Genomic DNA, 17,570 nt, shown 5'->3' with positions numbered 1-17,570 from the left:
GACAAACCGAGGAGAAGAAGTGAGCATCTCGACGAAGGACATCGTCAAGCAGGCGATGGTCGACATCTCCGACTACGAGGTCGGCCTGTCCGGCGAGCGCTTCGGCTCCGTCCCGGCCGAGCTCACGGCCCGCCTGGACGAGCTGGTCGCGGACGGTGCCGGCCTGGCCGTCTGCCACGGCCTCAGCTCGCTGCTGGCCCGCCACGGCAAGGACATCCACGACGAGAAGGACGCCGCGGCGGCGCGCGACTACCTCGAGGCGATCTTCCGTGCCTTCACCGCCCGGACCGACCTCGAGCGGCACACCCCGGTCGTCATGGAGTACGACAAGGTGGCCAGCATGGACGTGGACGGCTTCAACAAGAACACCAGTTTCACCCCCAACTCGGACCACACCGAGTCGCGGGAGTTCCTGACCACCAAGTGTGTGCACTTCGACGCCGCCACGACCTTCATCGGCAACGTCTACGGCCCGAACACCAACATCGACGGCGGCCTGCCGATCGTGTGCGACACCCGGGCGTACTGCCGCGCGACAGGTGTCGAGCCGGCCGATCTGATCGAGCTGATGCCGCACAGCTACAACGTCGCGGTGCGGCCGGCCCACGCCGAGGCCATCCTCGCCGAGTACGCGGTGGCCGTCGACGTCGACCTGCGCCACGACATGGTGATGGTCGTGCTCAACAACGAGGTGGACGGCGGCCTGGCACACGCCGGCTCCACACCGGTGCTGGCCGACCCGGCCAAACCCGGCAAGCGCCCGCTGCGCCACATGGAGCTGCAGTTCGCGGACGGGCAGAACCTGAACAACTGGTACCGCCACTACCGGCTGGACATGCCGAAGGTCACCGTCACGGTGCCGGCGGCGAACACGGCCGAGCACGACCGCTACCACCGGGGCGTGGACGGCGCGCTCGCCGCCCAGGCACCGTCCGTCCGAAGCTAGCCGGGGTCCGCCCCCGCACTCGCGATTCGAGGAGACGCATGCACACCCGCGACACGGTGATAGACGCCGTACCCGATAGCACGATGGGCCCGCACCGTTTCCGCAACAACCAACGGATGGTCCCGGCCGGCGAGGCGGCCTGGCGGCTCGCCGGCGAACACGGCATGCTCGACATCCGCGTCGACGCCACCGGCGGTCAGAACCGGTTGCGCGACGTCCGGACCGGCCACGAGTTCCTCAACCTGGCCTCGTGCTCCTACCTCGGGCTCAACAGCCACCCGGCGGTCGTCGAGGCCGGCGTGCACGCGCTGCGGACCGAGAACGTCACCGGGCTGGCGATGGCCGAGTTCCGGATCCGTCTCCAGGCCGCGCGCTACCTCGAGACGGAGTTGTCCGACCTGTTCGGCGTGCCCGTCCTGCCCTCGATCTCGTGTGGTGTGCTCAGCTCGGCGGTGCTGCCGCTGCTGGCGTCGGGGCACCTCACCGATTCCGACCCGCTGGTCGTCGTGTTCGACCGGTTCGCGCACTTCTCGATGAACTTCGTCAAGCCCGTGGTGGCCGACGAGACCCTGGTGCTGACCTCGCCGCACAACGACATGACCTTCCTCGAGGACGTGTGCCGCAAGTACCCGCGCGTCGCCTACGTCTGCGAGGGCGCCTACTCGACCGGCGGCCTCGCGGACCTGGAAGGCATCCGGTCCCTGCAGGAGCGGTACGGCCTGTACGTCTATCTGGACGACTCGCACGCCCTGTCCACCCGGGGGCCGAACGGCGAGGGCTACGCCCGGTCGGTCTTCCGCGAGCTGGACGAGCGCACCATGATCGTTGCGTCGACCGCCAAGGCGTTCGGCAGCACCGGCGGCATCGCGATGCTCGGCTCGTCCGGCGTCTTCGACTTCCTCTATCGCACCGGGCCGATGGGCTGGTCCCAAGGACTGCGCACGGCCGCCATCGGGACGACCATGGGCAGCATCGCGGTCCATCGGTCTCCCGAGCTCGGCGTGCGCCAGCGTCAGCTGGCCGCCAACGTCGCCCTGTTCGAAAGCCGGATGAAGGACTACCGGATCGGCGGTACCGGCTCGCACATCAAGTTCGTCACCGTGGGCGAGAACGAGCGGGCCGTGCGCCTGGCGACCGAGCTTTACCGCCGTGGCTACTACACGTCGGCGATGTTCTTCCCGGTCGTCCCGCGCGGGCAGGCCGGCATACGCCTGATGCTGCGAGGTGACATGACCACGGCGATGACCGAGGGCTTCATCGACGCGTTGCGGGATGTGCTGGACGGGTTCCAGTGACCGTCGTGGAAGCGGACAGCGCGTCGTCCCCCTCGCTCGTCCGCTCACTGGCGGCGGCGATGGGCGACGCGCTGCGCAACGGATCCGTCGCCCGGATGCTGGTGCCCCCGCGGGTGACCGTCGAGGACGCGGCCGGTGCGAAGTTCCTGTCCATGCCGGCCATGTCCCCGGACCACGATCTCTATATCAACAAGGTCGCCACCATCGTGGCGGCTCCCGTTCCCGGCCGCGACACGACCGTCACCGCGCTGGTGCCGGCGTTCGCGGCCGCCACCGGCCGCTCCCTCGGCGTCCTGGACGGAGCGGTCGTCACCAACCTGAAGTGCGCGGCGGTGACGGCGTTGGTGACCGATCGGTGCGCGGCGCCGGACAGCCGGGTCCTGGGCATCATCGGGTCGGGTGTCCAGGCCCGGCAGCAGTTCCTCGCCGTCTCGGCGGTGCGCGACATCGCCGAGGTGCGCGTCTTCTCGCGCGACCCGGGCCGGGCCGGGGCGTTCGCTCGTGACATCACCGCCCGGGCGGAAGCCGCCGGATCGCCCGTCGACGTCGTCGTGTGCGATTCGGCCGAGCAGGCCAGCAGGGGAGTGGACATCCTGTCGACCGCGACCACCTCGGCGACCCCGCTGCCGATCTCGTCCGACCTGCCCGCCCACGTCCACGTCAACTGCATGGGCGCGCACACCACCGACTCCCGCGAGCTGCCGGCCGCCATGCTGCGCGACAGCGTCGTGATCGTCGAGGACCTGGCGACGGCGATCGCCGAGGCCGGCGAGAGCCACGCCGCGGCCTTGGAACTCGGCGTCCTGGCCGGTCCCGGGTCGGCCGGCTTCGCGCGGCAGCGAACCGTCTTCGCCTCCACCGGCTGTGCCTACCTCGACCTGATCACCTGTGCCCAGTTGCTCGGCCACACCGGATGACCGCCTCGAAGACGGAGGTGGAGAGGAGAGCTACGGAGATGCGCCGCGACCACACCATCACCAACAGATTCATGGAGCGGATCGGGCGGCCCGTCGGCCCGGTCTCCGCGAAAGACCTCGACGGTTACTACGGCGGGTACGCGCCCCGCCCGGTCTTCCTCGCCGCCGGTGAACTCCGGCAGCTGAGCCAGGACCTGGAGGTGCTGCGCGGCGCGCTCGTCCGCCTTCCCGGCCTGCTGTTCGGCGGTGACCTCGGCGCGTTCGCGCGCGCGAACGGGATGAGCAAGACGCAGGCGCGCGTGATCGAGCGCGGCTCCGCCGGCGCGCCGGACGACCCGACCAGCATGGGCCGGGCGGATCTCTACCACGACGGGACCGGCTTCCGCCTGATGGAGTACAACCTGGGCGGCACGATCGGGTTCGACAGCGGCGACATCTGCCGCGGCATCCTCGAGGACGAGGAGTTCAGCCGGTTCGCCGCGGACGAGGGGCTCGAGCATGTGGACACGCTGGCCGAGCACATCCGCACGTTCCGGCACGAGATGGGGCTGTCGCCCGCGGCGCGCCCGGTCGTCGCGCATGTCGAGTGGCCGGCGTACCTGGAAAAGAATTTGCCGTACATGAGCACGCTCTGCAAACGGTGGAACGCCCACGGCTTGGACGCCCATCCGTGCCACGCCGGGCAACTCGAGCGGCGGGACGGCCGGCTGTGGCTGGGCGACCGCGCCGTCGACGTCGTCTACCGGCAGTTCCTGATCGAGGACCTCACCGGGGATGACACCGAGGCGGTGCTGGAACCGCTGCTCGGTGCGCTCGAGAGTGGGGAGGTCCGCATGTTCACCTCCTTGGAGTCCGAGCTGCACGGCAGCAAGGCCTCGCTCGGTATGCTCGCCGACCGTTCCCACCGGCACCTGTTCTCGGCGCGCGAGCTCGACGTCGTCGACCGCCTGATCCCGTGGACGTCCTCGGTCACGGCGGGCCGCGTCGGCCTGCCGGACGGCACCGAGGGCTCGCTGCTGGACTACGCGATCGCCGAGCAGGGGGAGCTGATTCTCAAGCCGACGCTGCTGCACGGCGGGATGGGCGTGGTGCCGGGCTGGTCGCCGGACACCGACGCGGCGCGATGGCGGCGGCTGCTGCTCGACGCGGTGGACGGTCCGTACGTGGTGCAGCAGCGGATCCACCCCGAGGCCGAGTCCTTCCCGGAGCCGGACGGCAGCTCCCGGCCGTGGATCGTGAATTGGGGAGTCGTCACGCTGGCCAGCGGGTTCGGCGGCCTGTTCAACCGGTGCGCGCCGGTGGACGGCGGGCTCGACGTGCTCAACCTCGACCGCGGCGCGCTGATCGGCTCCGGGTTTCACACCGTCGGGGAAACGCGTCCGTGACACACCGGCGGTTCGGCCCCCTCCCGAGGACCGGGAGGGGGCCGAACCTATGCGGCGGGCGGGGGCCGGGGTCAGGGCAGCAGCAGCACCGAGCGGGTGATGTTGCGCAGGAACGGCGCCATGACCGCGACCGTGGCCGCGGCGAACACGCCGAACGCGAACCGGGTGCCGGCGATCTCGGCCAGCAGGCCCACGACGGCGGCACCCAGCGGCATCGCGCCGAACGCGAAGAAACGGAATGTGGCGCTGAACCGGCCGAGCATCTCGTCGGGAACCAGTCGCTGGGAGATGGTCCGCGCGTTGACCGTCCAGAGCGTACTGCCGACGCCGCCCAGGAAGGCGCCGAGGGCCACCGCCCACACGGTGGTGGTCAGCGCCGGCAACGCGACCATCGCGGTGGTGCCGCACGGCGCGCCGAACATGGCCCAGCGCGGGCCCAGCAGCCGGTTGACGCGCGAGACCGCGAGTGTGCCGGTCAGCCCGCCGATGCCGAGCGCGCTGAGCGCGATGCCGTACTGCCGCGGGTTCAGCGCCAGCGTCTCCCGAGCGTACAGCGGCAACAGCGCCATCCACGCACTCCAGGTGGCGTTCAGGACCGCGACGACCAGCATCAGAGTGCGCAGCAAGCGGTGTTTCCAGATGAACCGCAGCCCTTCGGCGATCCGGCTGCTGACCCGCGTGGGTGCGGTCCGCGCAGCGGATCGGGTGGCCTGGAACCGGCCCACCAACAGGAGCAGGACGAGCGCCGCCAGCACGTAGGCGACGCCGGTGGCGCCGAGCGCGAAGGCGGTGCCGATCGCCAGCAGCAGGCCGCCGACGAACGGTCCGGCGAACTCCAGCGCCAGGGTCTCGGCGCCCAACATCCACGCGTTGGCCCGTTCCCGCCCCCCTTCCGGCACCGCCGCGGGCACCAGAGCGGCGGCGGACGTGGCGGCCAGGACCTCGGCGACGCCGAGGATCGCCCCGCTGATGAACAGCTGATGCAGCTTGACGCCGTCGCCGAGTGCGGAGGCGGTCAGCCAGCCCATCGCGGCCAGCCGCATCGCGTTCGCCACCCACAGCAGCAGCCGCCGGTCGAAGCGGTCGACCAGCACGCCGATGTGCAGCGCTATCAGCAGCCACGGCAGCGTCAGTGTCAGCGACACCACTGTCACTTCGAAGGGTGAGTCGGTGAGGTGGGCCGCCAGGAACGGCAGGGCCATCTTCATCACGCCGTCGGCGATGCTGGTCACGGCCGTGAAGCCGACGAGGACCGCGGTGTTGCGGCCGCTGCCGGCCCTCTCGGGAGCCGCAGCCGCGTGAACCGTCACTGCTTCGGATTCGCTCACCTGAGACCTCTCTCGTAGGGGCAGCGCAGACTCGAGTGCTCTCGCCCAACAGCGGCGGGCACGACATCCCATCAGCGATTCTGTCTCCCGACCACCAGCAGGGGCACGATCTGCGCTCAGGACTCGCATTTGGTCCAGGTCAAAACGGAGTGCTCACCCGCCGGCGGCTATCGGACCGGGAGTCCGTCAGACAGGTTCTGTCAGCTCTCGGTTGGTCTCATTAGGTCAGCGAGTTCCGCTGCCGACTTCTCCGCGTTCAACTGTCGGCGCAGGAAGTCGGTGATCACCTCCAGCGCGTCACGGGCCACGTCGAGGACCGCCGCCATGGCCAGGAAGCCGTGCGGCAGGTCCGGGTAGCAGTGGTACTCCGTCGGCGTGCCGGCCCGCGCGAGCGCCTTCGCATACGCCTCGCCCTCGTCGAGCAGCGGGCAGAACTCGGCCGTGATCATCAGCGCGGGCGGGAGCCGATCGTGGTCGGTCGCGTTGAGCGGTGAGGCGTACGGCGAAGCGCCGTCCGCGGGATCGGCGAGATAGAGATCCCAGAACCAGAGCGTCGAACGCCCGTTGAAGAACATCGGATCGTCGTTGTCCCGCATCGACCTCGTCGCCGAGTTGTGCTGCGTCGCCGGGTAGATGAGCAGCTGAGCGGCGATCGACGGGCCGTTCTTGTCCCGGGCCAGCTGCGAGACCGCGGCGGCCAGCGTGCCGCCGTTGCTGTCGCCACCGACTGCGACCCGCTCACCGTCGCCGCCGAGACGTGCCGCGTTCGCCGTCACCCATTGCACGGCGGCATAGCAGTCCTCGACCGCGGCCGGGTAGGGATGTTCGGGCGCCAGCCGGTAGCCGACGGAGACGACCACGCACGGCACCATGCCGGACAGCGCCCGGCAGAAGGTGTCCGATGTCTGCAGCGAGCCGACGACGAAGCCGCCGCCGAAGAAGTACACCAGCACGGGAAGCGGGGTGCCGCCGTCGTTGCGGGGGCGGTACACCCGGAGGGTGAGCGGGCCGCCCGGGCCGGGAATCTCCAGATCGGACACCTCTTCCGGCGCCTCGATCCAGTCCCAGGTGCCAGCCTCGGTGACCCGGTCCGCCTCCCGGGCTTCGTCTAGCGACATCGTGTAGGGCGGCGCGAACCCGGTGGCGAGGCGGTAGTTCCTGATTCCCGCAGCGATCGGATGAAGCGGCATCTGCACTCCCTTCGCATTCGTCGGCGCCATCATGTCGAAGCCCGCGCCGCAATCGACGCTACGGGCGGGCCGGCGCCGTCCGCGTCCGCGGCAAGCTCAGGTGCGGCGAAACGTCGCGTTGACCCGCCACGGTTCGGCTCATCGTCTCGTTTATCCCGGCCCCGCGCCGTTCATGCCAGGCTGGATGCACCGCCACCATTTCCGAAGACCATTCATTCGGTACGACCGAAAAACGATCCCGAGGAGATGCGCACAGCGCCATGACCACCGAAGAAATGTCAACGCAGCGCACCAGAGAAAGCAATGCCGACCCGGCCCGTGTCTATGACTACTTCATCGGGGGCGAGAGTGGATTCGACGCCGACCGGGCGGCCGGCGCCTGGATCAATTTCCAGGCCCCCGATCTGCTCGCGGCGATGCGGGCGAACCGCGCGTTCCTGGCCCGGGCGGTGCGCTGGCTGACCGAGCAGGGTGTCGACCAGTTCATCGACATCGGCTCCGGGTTCCCGCTGTCGCCCAACACGCACGAGACCGTGTTGTCCGCGTTCCCATCGGGTTCCGTCGTCTATTGCGACGTCGACGCGGCGGTCGGTGAGCGTACGCGGGAACTCGTCGCGGGACAGCCGGGCGCCACGTTCGTGCAGGGCGACATCCGGGATCCCGAGCGGCTGCTGGCCCAGCCCGCCGTCCGCGCGTTGGTCGACTCCGGCCGTCCGGTGGCCTGCGTCCTGGCCGCGGTCCTGCATTTCGTGCCCGAGGAAGCGGATCCGGCCCGGATCACCGCGGTCCTGCGGGACGCCCTGCCGCCGGGCAGCTATCTCGTCGTCTCCCACGTCGCGGGCGACATCCCGTGGGACGACCGCAACAGCACCGAGGCGCTGCGACGCGCCACCGAGGAGATGTATCCCCGAACGCGGTCGCAGTTCACCACGTTCTTCGGCGACTTCGACCTGGTCGAGCCCGGTGTCGGGCCAGCGCCCCGGTGGCATCGCGCCGACGGGGCTGCCGACGAGAACCCCGATCTGCCCATCTACGCCGGAGTCGCGCGCAAGGCGCTCTGACCGGCCGTTCCCGTTCCGAGGTGATTGAGGATGTCAGAGATCTCCCCCGGCCGGCCGACGCGAGTAGCGTTGGTCGACGCCTATTCGGCCGGGCATCAGCTCGTGCCCGCCCTGGACCGGTACGGCGTGGAGTGCGTGCACGTCCGTTCCCCGCATCCCGACATCCATGCGGTGAAGTCGAAGTTCCCGGACGGCTTCGTCGACGACATCCGGCACGACGGCGACGTCGCCGCCACCGCTGCCGAGCTTCGCCGGCGCGGTGTCAGCCGGGTGATCGCCGGTGGCGAATCCGGGGTCGAGCTGACCGACCAGCTCTCCGCCGAGCTCGGCACGCCCGGCAACGGGATGACGCGGCCGGGTTCACGACGCAACAAATACGAGATGGTTCTGGCGCTGCGTGACGCCGGTGTCTCGCACGCGGCGACCATCATCTCGTCCGATGTCGACGAGGTCATCGAGTGGGCCGATTCGTACGCGGGCTATCCGGTCGTCCTGAAGCCGGTGGCCAGCTCCGGCCGCGACAACGTCGTGGTGTGCGCCACCGCCGAGGAGGTGCGCGCCACCTACCAGCGGATCATCAGCGGCAACGACCGCGTGGGCAAGCCGAACACGGTGGTGCTGGCCCAGGAGTTCCTGGCCGGTGACGAGTATTTCGTCAACACGGTGAGCCTGGACGGTGGCCACCACACGGTCGAGATCTGGCGGTACCACAAGCGGCGGATCGAGGGCGGGCACACCGTTCACGACTACGCCCAGCCGCTGTCCCCGGACGACCCCAAGGCCAGGAAACTGGCGGCCTACAGCTACCAGGTGCTCGACGCGCTGGAGATCCGCAACGGCGCCAGCCACGCCGAGATCATGCTGACCGCCGAGGGACCGATCCTGGTCGAGTGCGCCGCGCGGATCGGTGGCGGGCTGATCCCGGAGATCCTCGACCGTGGCCTGGCGGCCAACCAGATCGATCTGCTCGCCCGGTCGGTGGCCGAGCCGGAGGCGGTCAGGCGCCTGCCCAGCAGCGTGTTCCGGCTGCTGCGGCACATTCGCTTCGTCAACCTCATCAACCTCACCGACGAAGGTGTGGCGCCGTCCGACGAGGCGATGTCCGCCGTCCGCGCGCTGCCCTCGTGGGCGCACACCGTCCTCATGCATCCGGAGGGCCGCCCGCTGGTGCGCACCGTCGATTTCGCGACGCAGCCCGGGTTCGTCTTCCTCATCGCCGACGACCTCGCCACGCTGAACGCCGATTTCGACAGGTTGCGCGAGATCGAGCGTGAGCATCTCTACGCCGGCAGTGCCCGGTAAAAACAGTTCTGTCGTCCGGTCAACCAATGATCCTATTACGGAGGTCACGTGTCCGCAGCGCCGACGATTGAGTGGACGGAAGAGTTCGCCCGGGCCGTAAGCAGGCTTATCGACGCCTCCGTCGACGAGTATTACAATCCATACCGCACATTCCAATGGCCAGAATCGATCGAGCCAAAAGATCTGTGGATGAGCCGCGAGTTGCTTTCCGTGCACGGCACGGCGGCGGAGCGCCAGCTCAGCCCGGAGCAGCTGGTGGAGCTCTCGCGGTGGGAGAGCATCAACCTCTACAGCCTGATCGCCCACGGCATCAGGGAACTACTCATCGAGGTCATGCGTCGCATCCACACGCCGGGCTACGAGATCCCCACGCCGTACTTCCACCATTTCATCGGTGAGGAGAACGAGCACATGTGGTTCTTCGCCGAGTTCTGCCTGCGCTATGCCGGTCGTATCTATCCGGACCGGCGGATGGTCTTCCCGGCCGGCGAGCGCTCGCCGCAGATGAACAACTTCATCGTCTTCAGCCAGATCCTCGTGTTCGAGCAGATCGGCGATTACTTCAACGCCAAGATGGCGGCCGACGAGGACCTCCCGGACACGGTGCGCGACGTCAACCGGATCCACCACCGCGACGAGTCCCGGCACATCGCGTTCGGCGGCAAGCTCGTGTCGGCGCTGTTCGACGAGGTGCGGCGGACGCATTCCGCCGAGGAGATCGAAGAGGTCGGCCACTACCTGCGCGGCTACATCGATCTGATCATCCAGATGCTCTGCAGCCGGGACGCCTACGAGGACGCGGGCATCCCCGAGCCCGCGCGGTTCCGGGCCGCGGTGCTGGCCGATCCGGGGCGGGCGCCGATCACCGCCCGGATCACCGAGCGGACCACCAACTTCTATCGGCGCATCGGTCTGTTCCACTGAAAGGAGACCCCATGCCGACGTTCGTCGCCCCTGGAATCGCGGTTCTCGAATCCGACGAGGCCGCCCTGTTCGATGCGCTCGAGGACCGTTTCCAGCAGATCGCGGCCACGCTGGTGGCCCGGCCGATGGCCGGCCCGGCGCTGCTGCCCGTGCAAGATCTGGCGCGGCTCGACTTCTTCCGCAACTTCCCCCACCTCGCGCTCCCCGTCGCCGTGCTCGACGAGCAGGCCCGGGAGGAACTGGCCCGGGGTGAGGCCACGGTTCCGGCCCCCGGGCACAAGCTCGTCCCGACCGGCTTCTGCCTGCCGACGGCCACTTGTTACGGCCTGCTCGTGTCGCTGGGCGAGCGGGCCTACACCGCCCCGGAGGTCATCACCTCGATCGGCCGGTGTTTCCGCAACGAGGACCACTATGACGGTCTGCGCCGGTTGCGCGCGTTCCACATGCGCGAGGTGCTCTACGTCGGCAGTCAGGCCGGCGTGGTGGACCACCTGGCCCGGTCGCGCGAGATCGTACTGAGCCTGGCCGGGCAGCTCGGGATCAAGATGCTGCACGAGCCGGCGACCGACCCGTTCTATCTCGGCAGCGGCTCGCGTTCGCTGCTCAACCAGATGGACCCGGTGAAGTTCGAGTTCCTGTCCGACGACCGGACCGCCATCGCCTCGGTCAACCGGCACCGCAACTTCTTCGGCGAACGGCTGGGAATCTCCTTCGAGGGCGAGCCGGCCTACAGCGGCTGCCTGGCGTTCGGCGTGGAGCGTTGGGTCCACGCCCTCCTGCAGGTGCACGGCGACGCCGGGCATGCGCTCGCCGCGGTCAACGAGTCGACGATCTAGAAAGGCATGGGTATGGAGGAAATCGTCAAGTGGATCCGGTCCAAGCACCCGGATCTGCAGGGAGAGATCGGTCCGGACACCGATCTGATCGAGTCGCGCCTCATCGCGTCGGTCTCGTTCCTCGAGTTCGTCGGCCTGCTGGAGGCGCTGACCGGCGAGCGGATCGACATCGCCGCGCTGGACATTAGCGATTTCCGTACGCTCGGGCGGATCAACGAGAAGTTCCTCACGGTGGCGGCCTGACCCGGCGGATCCGGACGCATCCGCAGCGGTGGCCGTCGCGGCAGCGGCGGCCATCACGGCGTTGCAGGGGAGGCAAGCCGACGTGACCGACGTCTGGTACACCCGCGTCGACCAGGTGCCCGAGAGGCTCGCCGCGCTGCTGGACGACCATGACCACGCCCGCCGCCGCCGGATCCCGCTCGCGGCGGACCGGCAGCGCTTCCTCGCGGGGTGGGTGCTGACCCGGCTCGTCCTCGGCCGCCGGCTGGGCTGGGACCCGGCAGCGCTGCGCTTCACCCGGGTGTGTGCTCACTGCCACGATCCCGGGCACGGCAAGCCGGCGCTGGCGGGCGAGGGCCCGAGCCCGGATTTCTCACTCTCACGCACCGGTGGGATTGCGCTGGTCGCCGTCTCCGGCCTGCGTGTGGGCGCCGACGTCGAGGACACCACGGCCGGGGAACAGCCGGTGGCGGCGGCGCTGAGTGAACGGGAGCGTGCCGCCTGCCGCGACTACGCCGGTTTCGCCCGGCTGTGGACGCGCAAGGAAGCCGTGCTCAAAGCAGCAGGGCGGGGACTGGCGATCCACCCGGCCGGCATCGAGGTCCGCGGCACGACGCTGGTGGCGCTGCCCGGGAAGCTTGGCCGCCCGGCGGACTACACGCTCCACGACCTGCCGCTGCCTGCACCCTACGTCGGGTCGCTCGCGGTCCTGGGCGCCGAGCCGGCGCCATTTGTTCGCGAACTCACCTGCTGACGGGCACGCAAGAAGGCCGCGGGGTCGCCCCAGCGGCCTTTCTTCGTACGCCTGCCGGCCTACGCCGGGCTCATTGCCCGCAGCCGCAGACCGTGCATGCCGTTGTCCACGGCGAGGATGGTGCCCACCACGGCGCTCGACAACGGGCTCGCGAGGTACGCGATCGCTCCCGCCACCTCGTCGGCGGTCACCAGACGGCCGGTCGGCTGGAACGCCTCGAGCGCGGCCCGCGCGGCCACCGGATCCGGCGCCTGTTCGAGTGACCGGCCGATCCACGGGGTGTCGGCGGAACCGGGGGCGACACAGTTGACCCGGATGCCCTCGCGGACGTGGTCCGCCGCCATGGCCAGCGTCAGCGCGTGGATCGCGCCCTTGCTGGCCGAGTAGAGCGCGCGCTGCTGCACGCCGGCCCACGCCACGATCGAGCAGGTGTTGACGATCGCGGCGGCCGGCGAGCGGCGCAGGTGCGCCATCGCGTGGCGGGCGACCCGGACCATGCCGACCACGTTGACGTCGAGCACGCGTAGCCACTCGTCGTCACCGTTCGCCGTGACATCACCGACGGCGCCGATCCCGGCGTTGTTGATCACCACGTCGAGCCGGCCGAACCGCTCGGCCACCGCGTCGACGGCCGCCTTGACCTGGAGGTCGTCGGTGACGTCGGCCTGTACGCCGAAGATGTGGTCCGGCAGCCCCTCGGTTTTCAGATCGAGCGCCGCGACCCGGGCACCCCTGCTGCTGAGCAGGTTCGCGGTGGCCAGGCCGATGCCCTGCGCGCCGCCCGTGACGACGGCGGCCAGTCCTGCGAAGTCACTCATCAGTTCTCCCTCTCCCTCGATGGTCCTTCCCGGCACACCGCCGGAGCGCCGATCACGCCAGGACGTCGGCGATGACGCGGACGCCGAAGTCGATCTCCTCGCGCGTGACGACCAGCGGTGGCGCCACCCGCAGATGTCCGTTGCTCTCCGTGCAGAGCAGGCCACGCGCGGCGAGCTCCTCGGTCACCCGGCGCCCGGCGATCCGTCGCTCGTCGATCTGCACGCCCGCCCACAGACCGCGCCCGCGGACCTCGGTGACGCCGTCCAGCTCGTCGAGGCGTGCGTGCAGGTAGGCGCCCAGCTCGCGGGAGCACTCCTGGAACTTCCCGGTGGCCAGCAAGCGGATGGCCGCGCGCCCGACCGCGCACGCGAGCGGGTTGCCGCCGAATGTCGAGCCGTGGTCGCCGGGCTTGATCAGGCCGAGGACGTCGCCGCGGCCGACCACCGCGGACACCGGGAGCAGGCCACCGCTCAGACTCTTGCCGAGCGTGTAGAGGTCCGCCCGGACGCCCTCGTGGTCCAGCGCGAGCGTGGTGCCCGTACGCCCCAGCCCGCACTGCACCTCGTCCGCGATGAACAGCGTGTTGTTGTCGTCGCACAGTGCGCGGACGTCGGCCAGATAACCTTTCGGCGGGACGATCACGCCGACCTGGCCCTGGACCGACTCCAGCAGCACCGCCGCGGTGTTCGCGGTGATCGCCGAGCGCAGCGCGTCGATGTCGCCGTACGGCACCACCTTGAAGCCCGGCGTGAAAGGACCGAAGCCGGCCCGGTGCCGCGGGTCCGTCGAGAACGACAGGATGGTCACGGTACGGCCGTGGAAGTTGTCGGCCGCCACGATGATCTCGGCTGCCTCGTCCGGAACGCCCTTGACCCGGTAGGCCCATTTGCGGGCGATCTTCAACGCCGTCTCGACGGCCTCGCTGCCGGAGTTGGACGGCAGGACCATGTCGGTGCCGGTCAGCTCGGCCAGCTCCTGGCAGAACGGTCCGTACTGGTCGTGGTGGAACGCCCGGGTGCTCAACGTCAGCCGATCGAGCTGCGCCTTGGCCGCGGCGATCAGGGCAGGATGCCGGTGGCCGAAGTTGATCGCGGAATAGCCGCCGTGGAAGTCGAGCAGGCGGCGCCCGTCCACGTCGGTGACCCAGGCGCCCTCCCCCTGCGCGAGCACCACGGGGTACGGCTCGGAGTCGTGCGCGCCCCAGCGCGCGGCGAGGGATAGATGATCCTGGACGGATAGAACGTCCGCGAACATGGCGATACTCCTTCGGAAGCCGGACCGCACCACTAGGGAAGCTACGAGCTGGACGGCGCCGGCGCGTCCGCCGCCAACGCATGTCGAAAGAGGCGCGCGGCTGACATTCCGCGCATCGGCTAAACCCCACGATTACCGGATTCCGCGGGTAATCAAAATGCACAGCCGGCGCTTCGGGATTGCGCTTGTCGTGGACGCGCAGCAGACCGGCGCATCCGTAGCATCCATGGCTGTAAGGCGTCCGGAATAAGTCGGCAAAGGAGGGTGCGCGTGATCCGGGTAGCGGTGATCGGTGCGGCCGGTTATATCGGCGGAGAATTGTTGCGTCTGCTGATCGGTCATCCTGAGATCGAGGTGGTCGGCGCGGTTTCCTCCCGTTTCCCCGGCAAGCGGGTCGACGGGGTGCACCCGAACCTGCGGTCCGCCACCGACATGGTTTTCTGTTCGGCGGAGCAACTCGGTGAGTCCGACGCGGTGTTCCTGTCCCTGCCGCATCGGAGCGCGATGACGCAGATCGAGCGATGGCGGCGGCAATCCAAGATCGTCCTGGACCTGACCGGGGATTTCCGGCTGAGCGACGGCGCGACGTTCCGGCGCTACTACGGTGCCGACCACGCTGCCCCGCACCTGCTGGACGAATTCGTACCCGGGCTCCCCGAGTTGCACCGTGACCGACTGCGGACCGCGGACCTGATCAGCGTTCCCGGGTGCATGGCCACGGCCGGCGTGCTCGCGCTGTATCCCCTGGTGGCGCACGGCCTGATCGACCTCGAGCGGGGCGCCCAGTTCGATGCCCGTACGGGTTCCAGTGGCTCGGGCGCCACCGCCGGGCAAGCCAATCTGCACGCCGAGCGCAGCGGGTCGATGCGCGTGTTCGCGCCGACCGGCCATCGGCACGAGGCCGAGATCGCCCGGCACCTCGGGCTGCCGGTCGCGATGACCGCGACCGGGGTCGAGGCGGTTCGCGGCGTGCAGACGATCTGCCACGCCACCTTGCGGCCCGGCGTGGACGAGCAGGCTGTGCGCCGCGCGTTCCGTACGCAGTACACCGGAGAGCCTTTCGTCCGCGTCGTCGCTCATCAGCGCGGCACGTTCCGCTACCCCGATCCCAAGATCCTGCTGGGGTCGAACTACTGCGACGTCGGCTATGCCCTCGATGAGCGCTCTGGCCGGCTGACGACCATGGCCGCGCTCGACAACCTGGTCAAAGGTGGCGCCGGCAACGCTCTGCAATGCCTGAATATCCATATGGGCCGGCCCGAGGCACTCGGCCTCACCTTCCCGGGCCTGCACCCGCTGTGAAGCGCGGACGAGGAGAAACCGTGACCACCAGACCGCTGACCGTCGTCAAATGTGGGGGCAACCCGGCCGTGGACGCCGCGGGCATCTGCGCCGACGTCGCCCGGCTCATCCGCGAAGGGCACTCGGTCGTGCTCGTGCACGGCGGCTCCGGCGAGATCAAGCGTCTCGCCGGCCGGCTCGGCGTCGAGCAGCGCACGCTTGTCGCGCCGGACGGGGTTTCCACGCGGTACACCGATCCCGCCACCCTCGAGGTCGTCGTCCTCGCGCTGGCTGGTGCGGTCAAGCCGGCCTTGGTGGCTCAGCTCGCCCGCCACCGGGTGAAGGCGGTCGGCCTCACGGGTATGGACGGCGCGATGCTGCTCGCCCGGCGCAAGAACGCCGTGCGGACCGTTGTCGATGGACGCACCATCCTCGTGCGGGACAACCAGAGCGGCCGGATTGCCACGGTGCGGACAGAACTGCCCGAGACGCTGCTACGCGCCGGCTTCGTGCCGGTCATCTCCCCGCCGGCCGTCGACGAGCACGGATACCCGGTCAACGTCGACGCCGACCGCGCCGCCGCGGCGCTGGCCGCGGCGCTCGGCGCCGACCAGCTGTTGTTGCTGACCGGTGCGCCCGGCTTGCTCGCCGACCCGGACGACCCCACCAGTGTGTGGACCAGCTACCGGATGGCGCCGACCGGATCGCCCGAGCGGTCGGCCACCGGTGGCATGGCACTGAAGCTCATCGCCGCGCGGGAGGCACTCATCGGCGGCGTCGCCAGTGTGCGCATCGCGGACGGACGCACCCGCGAACCCGTCAGCCGGGCCATCGCGGGAGCGGGCACCACGGTGCACCTGTCCCGCGCGACGGCCGTAGCCACGAAGAACGCGCCGTACGAATAACCAGGAGGAACCTCATGGCAATCGCGGAAGAACTGGGTTTTCTGCGACCGGATGTCGTCATCGAACCGCCGGCCCCGTTCGGTCTCACCGATGCGGTGCACGACGAGGACCGTCAGCAGGTACGGCTGTTCCGGGAGACCGGGGCCGGCCGGTGGTCCGGCCCGGGTGAGACCGGGCGCCCGCGCGGCGGTGCGGTCAACCTGCGGATCCCGTTGCGGCACCCGGGCCTGGCGGAGCTGGCCCTGGCCCGGATCCGGCCGACTTCCGCAGACCGGCTGCGCCAGGCGCTCGAACTCGACGACAGCTATGCGGCGGCGCTCGGCGCGCTGCTCTGCGAGGAGCCGAGCTTCGCGCCGGACCGGCACGTCACCCACGGCGGACGGGTGCGCTACTTCGGCAACGGCTGTGTGCTCGTCCAGAGCCCGGTGGGCAGCGTCGTCTGCGATCCGTTCGTCAGCGGAAAGGGAAGCGGCGCGGACCGGTACACGGTGGAGGACCTGCCCGACTTCCTCGACGTCGCACTGATTAGCGAGGCACGCGTCAGCCGCGCGGTGCTGGAGAGCCTGGTACAGCTGCGCGGCCGTGTCGCCCGGATCGTGGTTCCGCGCGACGCGCGGGGTGCAGGTGGCGGCCCGGCGGTGCGGCTGTTCCTGTCCCGGTTCGGCCTGCCGGTGACCGAGGTCGATGACTTCGACGAAGTTCGTTTCCCGGGTGGCAGCGTGGTCGCCGCGCCGGTCACCGGATCCGGCGCGGCCCGGTCCGCCTACGGCGTCCAGACCGCCGGCGCCTGCGTTTACCTCGGGCCGGATCCGACCGGCGTCGAGGCGGCCGGATGCCGTGTCGTTCGCCGTCGCCTGGGCCGCATCGACATGGCGTTCTTCGCGATGGCACGCGACGGCGGGCCGAGTCTCGACGCGGCGCGGGCCGCCGCGGCAGTGACCGAGCTCGGCGCCGAGGAGGCCTACCTGTACGGCGACGGCGTGCCGGGCGACGACCAGGTGCGGCAGTTCGTCAGCTGGTGCTGGCACCGCGGCATCGTCGCCGAGCAACTGCTCGGCAAGCGCGAATGGTGCTGGTGAAACCATGACCCCCAACCCCTTAACCCCGATTTGGGTACGCCGCCCGCGCGCCACTGACCGGCGCCGAGCCGA

At 69.8% G+C, this 17,570-nt stretch carries 17 protein-coding genes; 13 read left to right on the top strand and 4 right to left on the bottom strand.

Translation table 11 applies throughout. The annotated features are described in order from the left end of the window. Window positions 1-19 precede the first annotated feature (19 nt). From ACGFIQ_RS09175 to ACGFIQ_RS09160, 4 genes are all read left to right on the top strand, one after another. On the top strand, window positions 20-946 hold the full coding sequence (locus ACGFIQ_RS09175) for a hypothetical protein (RefSeq protein WP_393241621.1): 927 nt from the start codon (window positions 20-22) through the stop codon (window positions 944-946). 83 nt (window positions 947-1,029) lie between these two features. Next, window positions 1,030-2,241: an aminotransferase class I/II-fold pyridoxal phosphate-dependent enzyme gene (locus ACGFIQ_RS09170; protein WP_393241618.1), complete on the top strand. Its 1,212-nt coding sequence runs from the start codon at window positions 1,030-1,032 to the stop codon at window positions 2,239-2,241. Window positions 2,242-2,246: 5 nt separating this feature from the next. Further along, the gene (locus tag ACGFIQ_RS09165; protein WP_393241616.1) at window positions 2,247-3,158 is read left to right on the top strand and encodes an ornithine cyclodeaminase family protein; all 912 of its coding nucleotides are present in this window, start codon (window positions 2,247-2,249) and stop codon (window positions 3,156-3,158) included. 38 nt (window positions 3,159-3,196) lie between these two features. Continuing rightward, window positions 3,197-4,543, top strand: a complete 1,347-nt coding sequence (locus ACGFIQ_RS09160) for a hypothetical protein (RefSeq protein WP_393241613.1) — start codon at window positions 3,197-3,199, stop codon at window positions 4,541-4,543. 71 nt (window positions 4,544-4,614) lie between these two features. Here the strand turns inward: ACGFIQ_RS09160 and ACGFIQ_RS09155 are convergent, their stop codons facing one another. Both ACGFIQ_RS09155 and ACGFIQ_RS09150 read right to left on the bottom strand, forming a co-directional pair. Beyond that, entirely contained in the window at window positions 4,615-5,871 is a 1,257-nt protein-coding gene (locus ACGFIQ_RS09155; RefSeq protein ID WP_393241610.1) for an MFS transporter, read from the bottom strand. A 200-nt stretch (window positions 5,872-6,071) separates the two neighbouring features. After that, window positions 6,072-7,061 (bottom strand): alpha/beta hydrolase, encoded by a 990-nt coding sequence (locus ACGFIQ_RS09150; protein WP_393241607.1) that lies wholly within the window; start codon window positions 7,059-7,061, stop codon window positions 6,072-6,074. Between the two features lie 260 nt (window positions 7,062-7,321). Here ACGFIQ_RS09150 and ACGFIQ_RS09145 point away from each other — a divergent pair, with 260 nt between their 5' ends. From ACGFIQ_RS09145 to ACGFIQ_RS09120, 6 genes are all read left to right on the top strand, one after another. Continuing rightward, a complete protein-coding gene (locus ACGFIQ_RS09145) occupies window positions 7,322-8,122 on the top strand; it encodes an SAM-dependent methyltransferase (RefSeq protein ID WP_393241604.1) in 801 nt (266 codons plus the stop codon). Window positions 8,123-8,152: 30 nt separating this feature from the next. Further along, window positions 8,153-9,424 carry an ATP-grasp domain-containing protein gene (locus tag ACGFIQ_RS09140; protein ID WP_393241601.1) on the top strand — a complete coding sequence of 424 codons (1,272 nt, stop codon included), beginning with the start codon at window positions 8,153-8,155 and terminating at the stop codon, window positions 9,422-9,424. Between the two features lie 48 nt (window positions 9,425-9,472). After that, a complete protein-coding gene (locus tag ACGFIQ_RS09135; RefSeq protein WP_393241598.1) occupies window positions 9,473-10,348 on the top strand; it encodes a diiron oxygenase in 876 nt (291 codons plus the stop codon). A gap of 11 nt (window positions 10,349-10,359) precedes the next feature. Next, window positions 10,360-11,184: an aminoacyl--tRNA ligase-related protein gene (locus ACGFIQ_RS09130; protein ID WP_393241595.1), complete on the top strand. Its 825-nt coding sequence runs from the start codon at window positions 10,360-10,362 to the stop codon at window positions 11,182-11,184. Between the two features lie 6 nt (window positions 11,185-11,190). Continuing rightward, a complete protein-coding gene (locus tag ACGFIQ_RS09125; protein ID WP_393241593.1) occupies window positions 11,191-11,427 on the top strand; it encodes a hypothetical protein in 237 nt (78 codons plus the stop codon). Between the two features lie 82 nt (window positions 11,428-11,509). Beyond that, the gene (locus tag ACGFIQ_RS09120) at window positions 11,510-12,160 is read left to right on the top strand and encodes a 4'-phosphopantetheinyl transferase family protein (RefSeq protein ID WP_393241591.1); all 651 of its coding nucleotides are present in this window, start codon (window positions 11,510-11,512) and stop codon (window positions 12,158-12,160) included. Window positions 12,161-12,219: 59 nt separating this feature from the next. Here the strand turns inward: ACGFIQ_RS09120 and ACGFIQ_RS09115 are convergent, their stop codons facing one another. After that, complete coding sequence (locus ACGFIQ_RS09115) at window positions 12,220-12,978, bottom strand: SDR family NAD(P)-dependent oxidoreductase (protein ID WP_393241589.1); 759 nt, start codon at window positions 12,976-12,978, stop codon at window positions 12,220-12,222. A 52-nt stretch (window positions 12,979-13,030) separates the two neighbouring features. Next, a complete protein-coding gene (gene rocD / locus ACGFIQ_RS09110; RefSeq protein ID WP_393241586.1) occupies window positions 13,031-14,233 on the bottom strand; it encodes an ornithine--oxo-acid transaminase in 1,203 nt (400 codons plus the stop codon). A 270-nt stretch (window positions 14,234-14,503) separates the two neighbouring features. Here rocD and argC point away from each other — a divergent pair, with 270 nt between their 5' ends. The 3 genes from argC to ACGFIQ_RS09095 are packed head-to-tail and all read left to right on the top strand — an operon-like array spanning window position 14,504 to window position 17,498. Further along, window positions 14,504-15,535: an N-acetyl-gamma-glutamyl-phosphate reductase gene (argC, locus tag ACGFIQ_RS09105; RefSeq protein ID WP_393241583.1), complete on the top strand. Its 1,032-nt coding sequence runs from the start codon at window positions 14,504-14,506 to the stop codon at window positions 15,533-15,535. A gap of 20 nt (window positions 15,536-15,555) precedes the next feature. Then, the gene (locus ACGFIQ_RS09100; RefSeq protein ID WP_393241581.1) at window positions 15,556-16,419 is read left to right on the top strand and encodes a [LysW]-aminoadipate kinase; all 864 of its coding nucleotides are present in this window, start codon (window positions 15,556-15,558) and stop codon (window positions 16,417-16,419) included. A gap of 14 nt (window positions 16,420-16,433) precedes the next feature. Next, window positions 16,434-17,498 (top strand): hypothetical protein, encoded by a 1,065-nt coding sequence (locus tag ACGFIQ_RS09095; RefSeq protein ID WP_393241578.1) that lies wholly within the window; start codon window positions 16,434-16,436, stop codon window positions 17,496-17,498. Window positions 17,499-17,570 lie beyond the last annotated feature (72 nt).

This window comes from Micromonospora sp. NPDC048898 (assembly GCF_043198035.1).
Lineage (GTDB): Bacteria > Actinomycetota > Actinomycetes > Mycobacteriales > Micromonosporaceae > Micromonospora.
The sequence above is the reverse complement of the archived record's forward strand: the minus strand, read 5'-3'. Positions and strand labels throughout refer to the sequence as shown.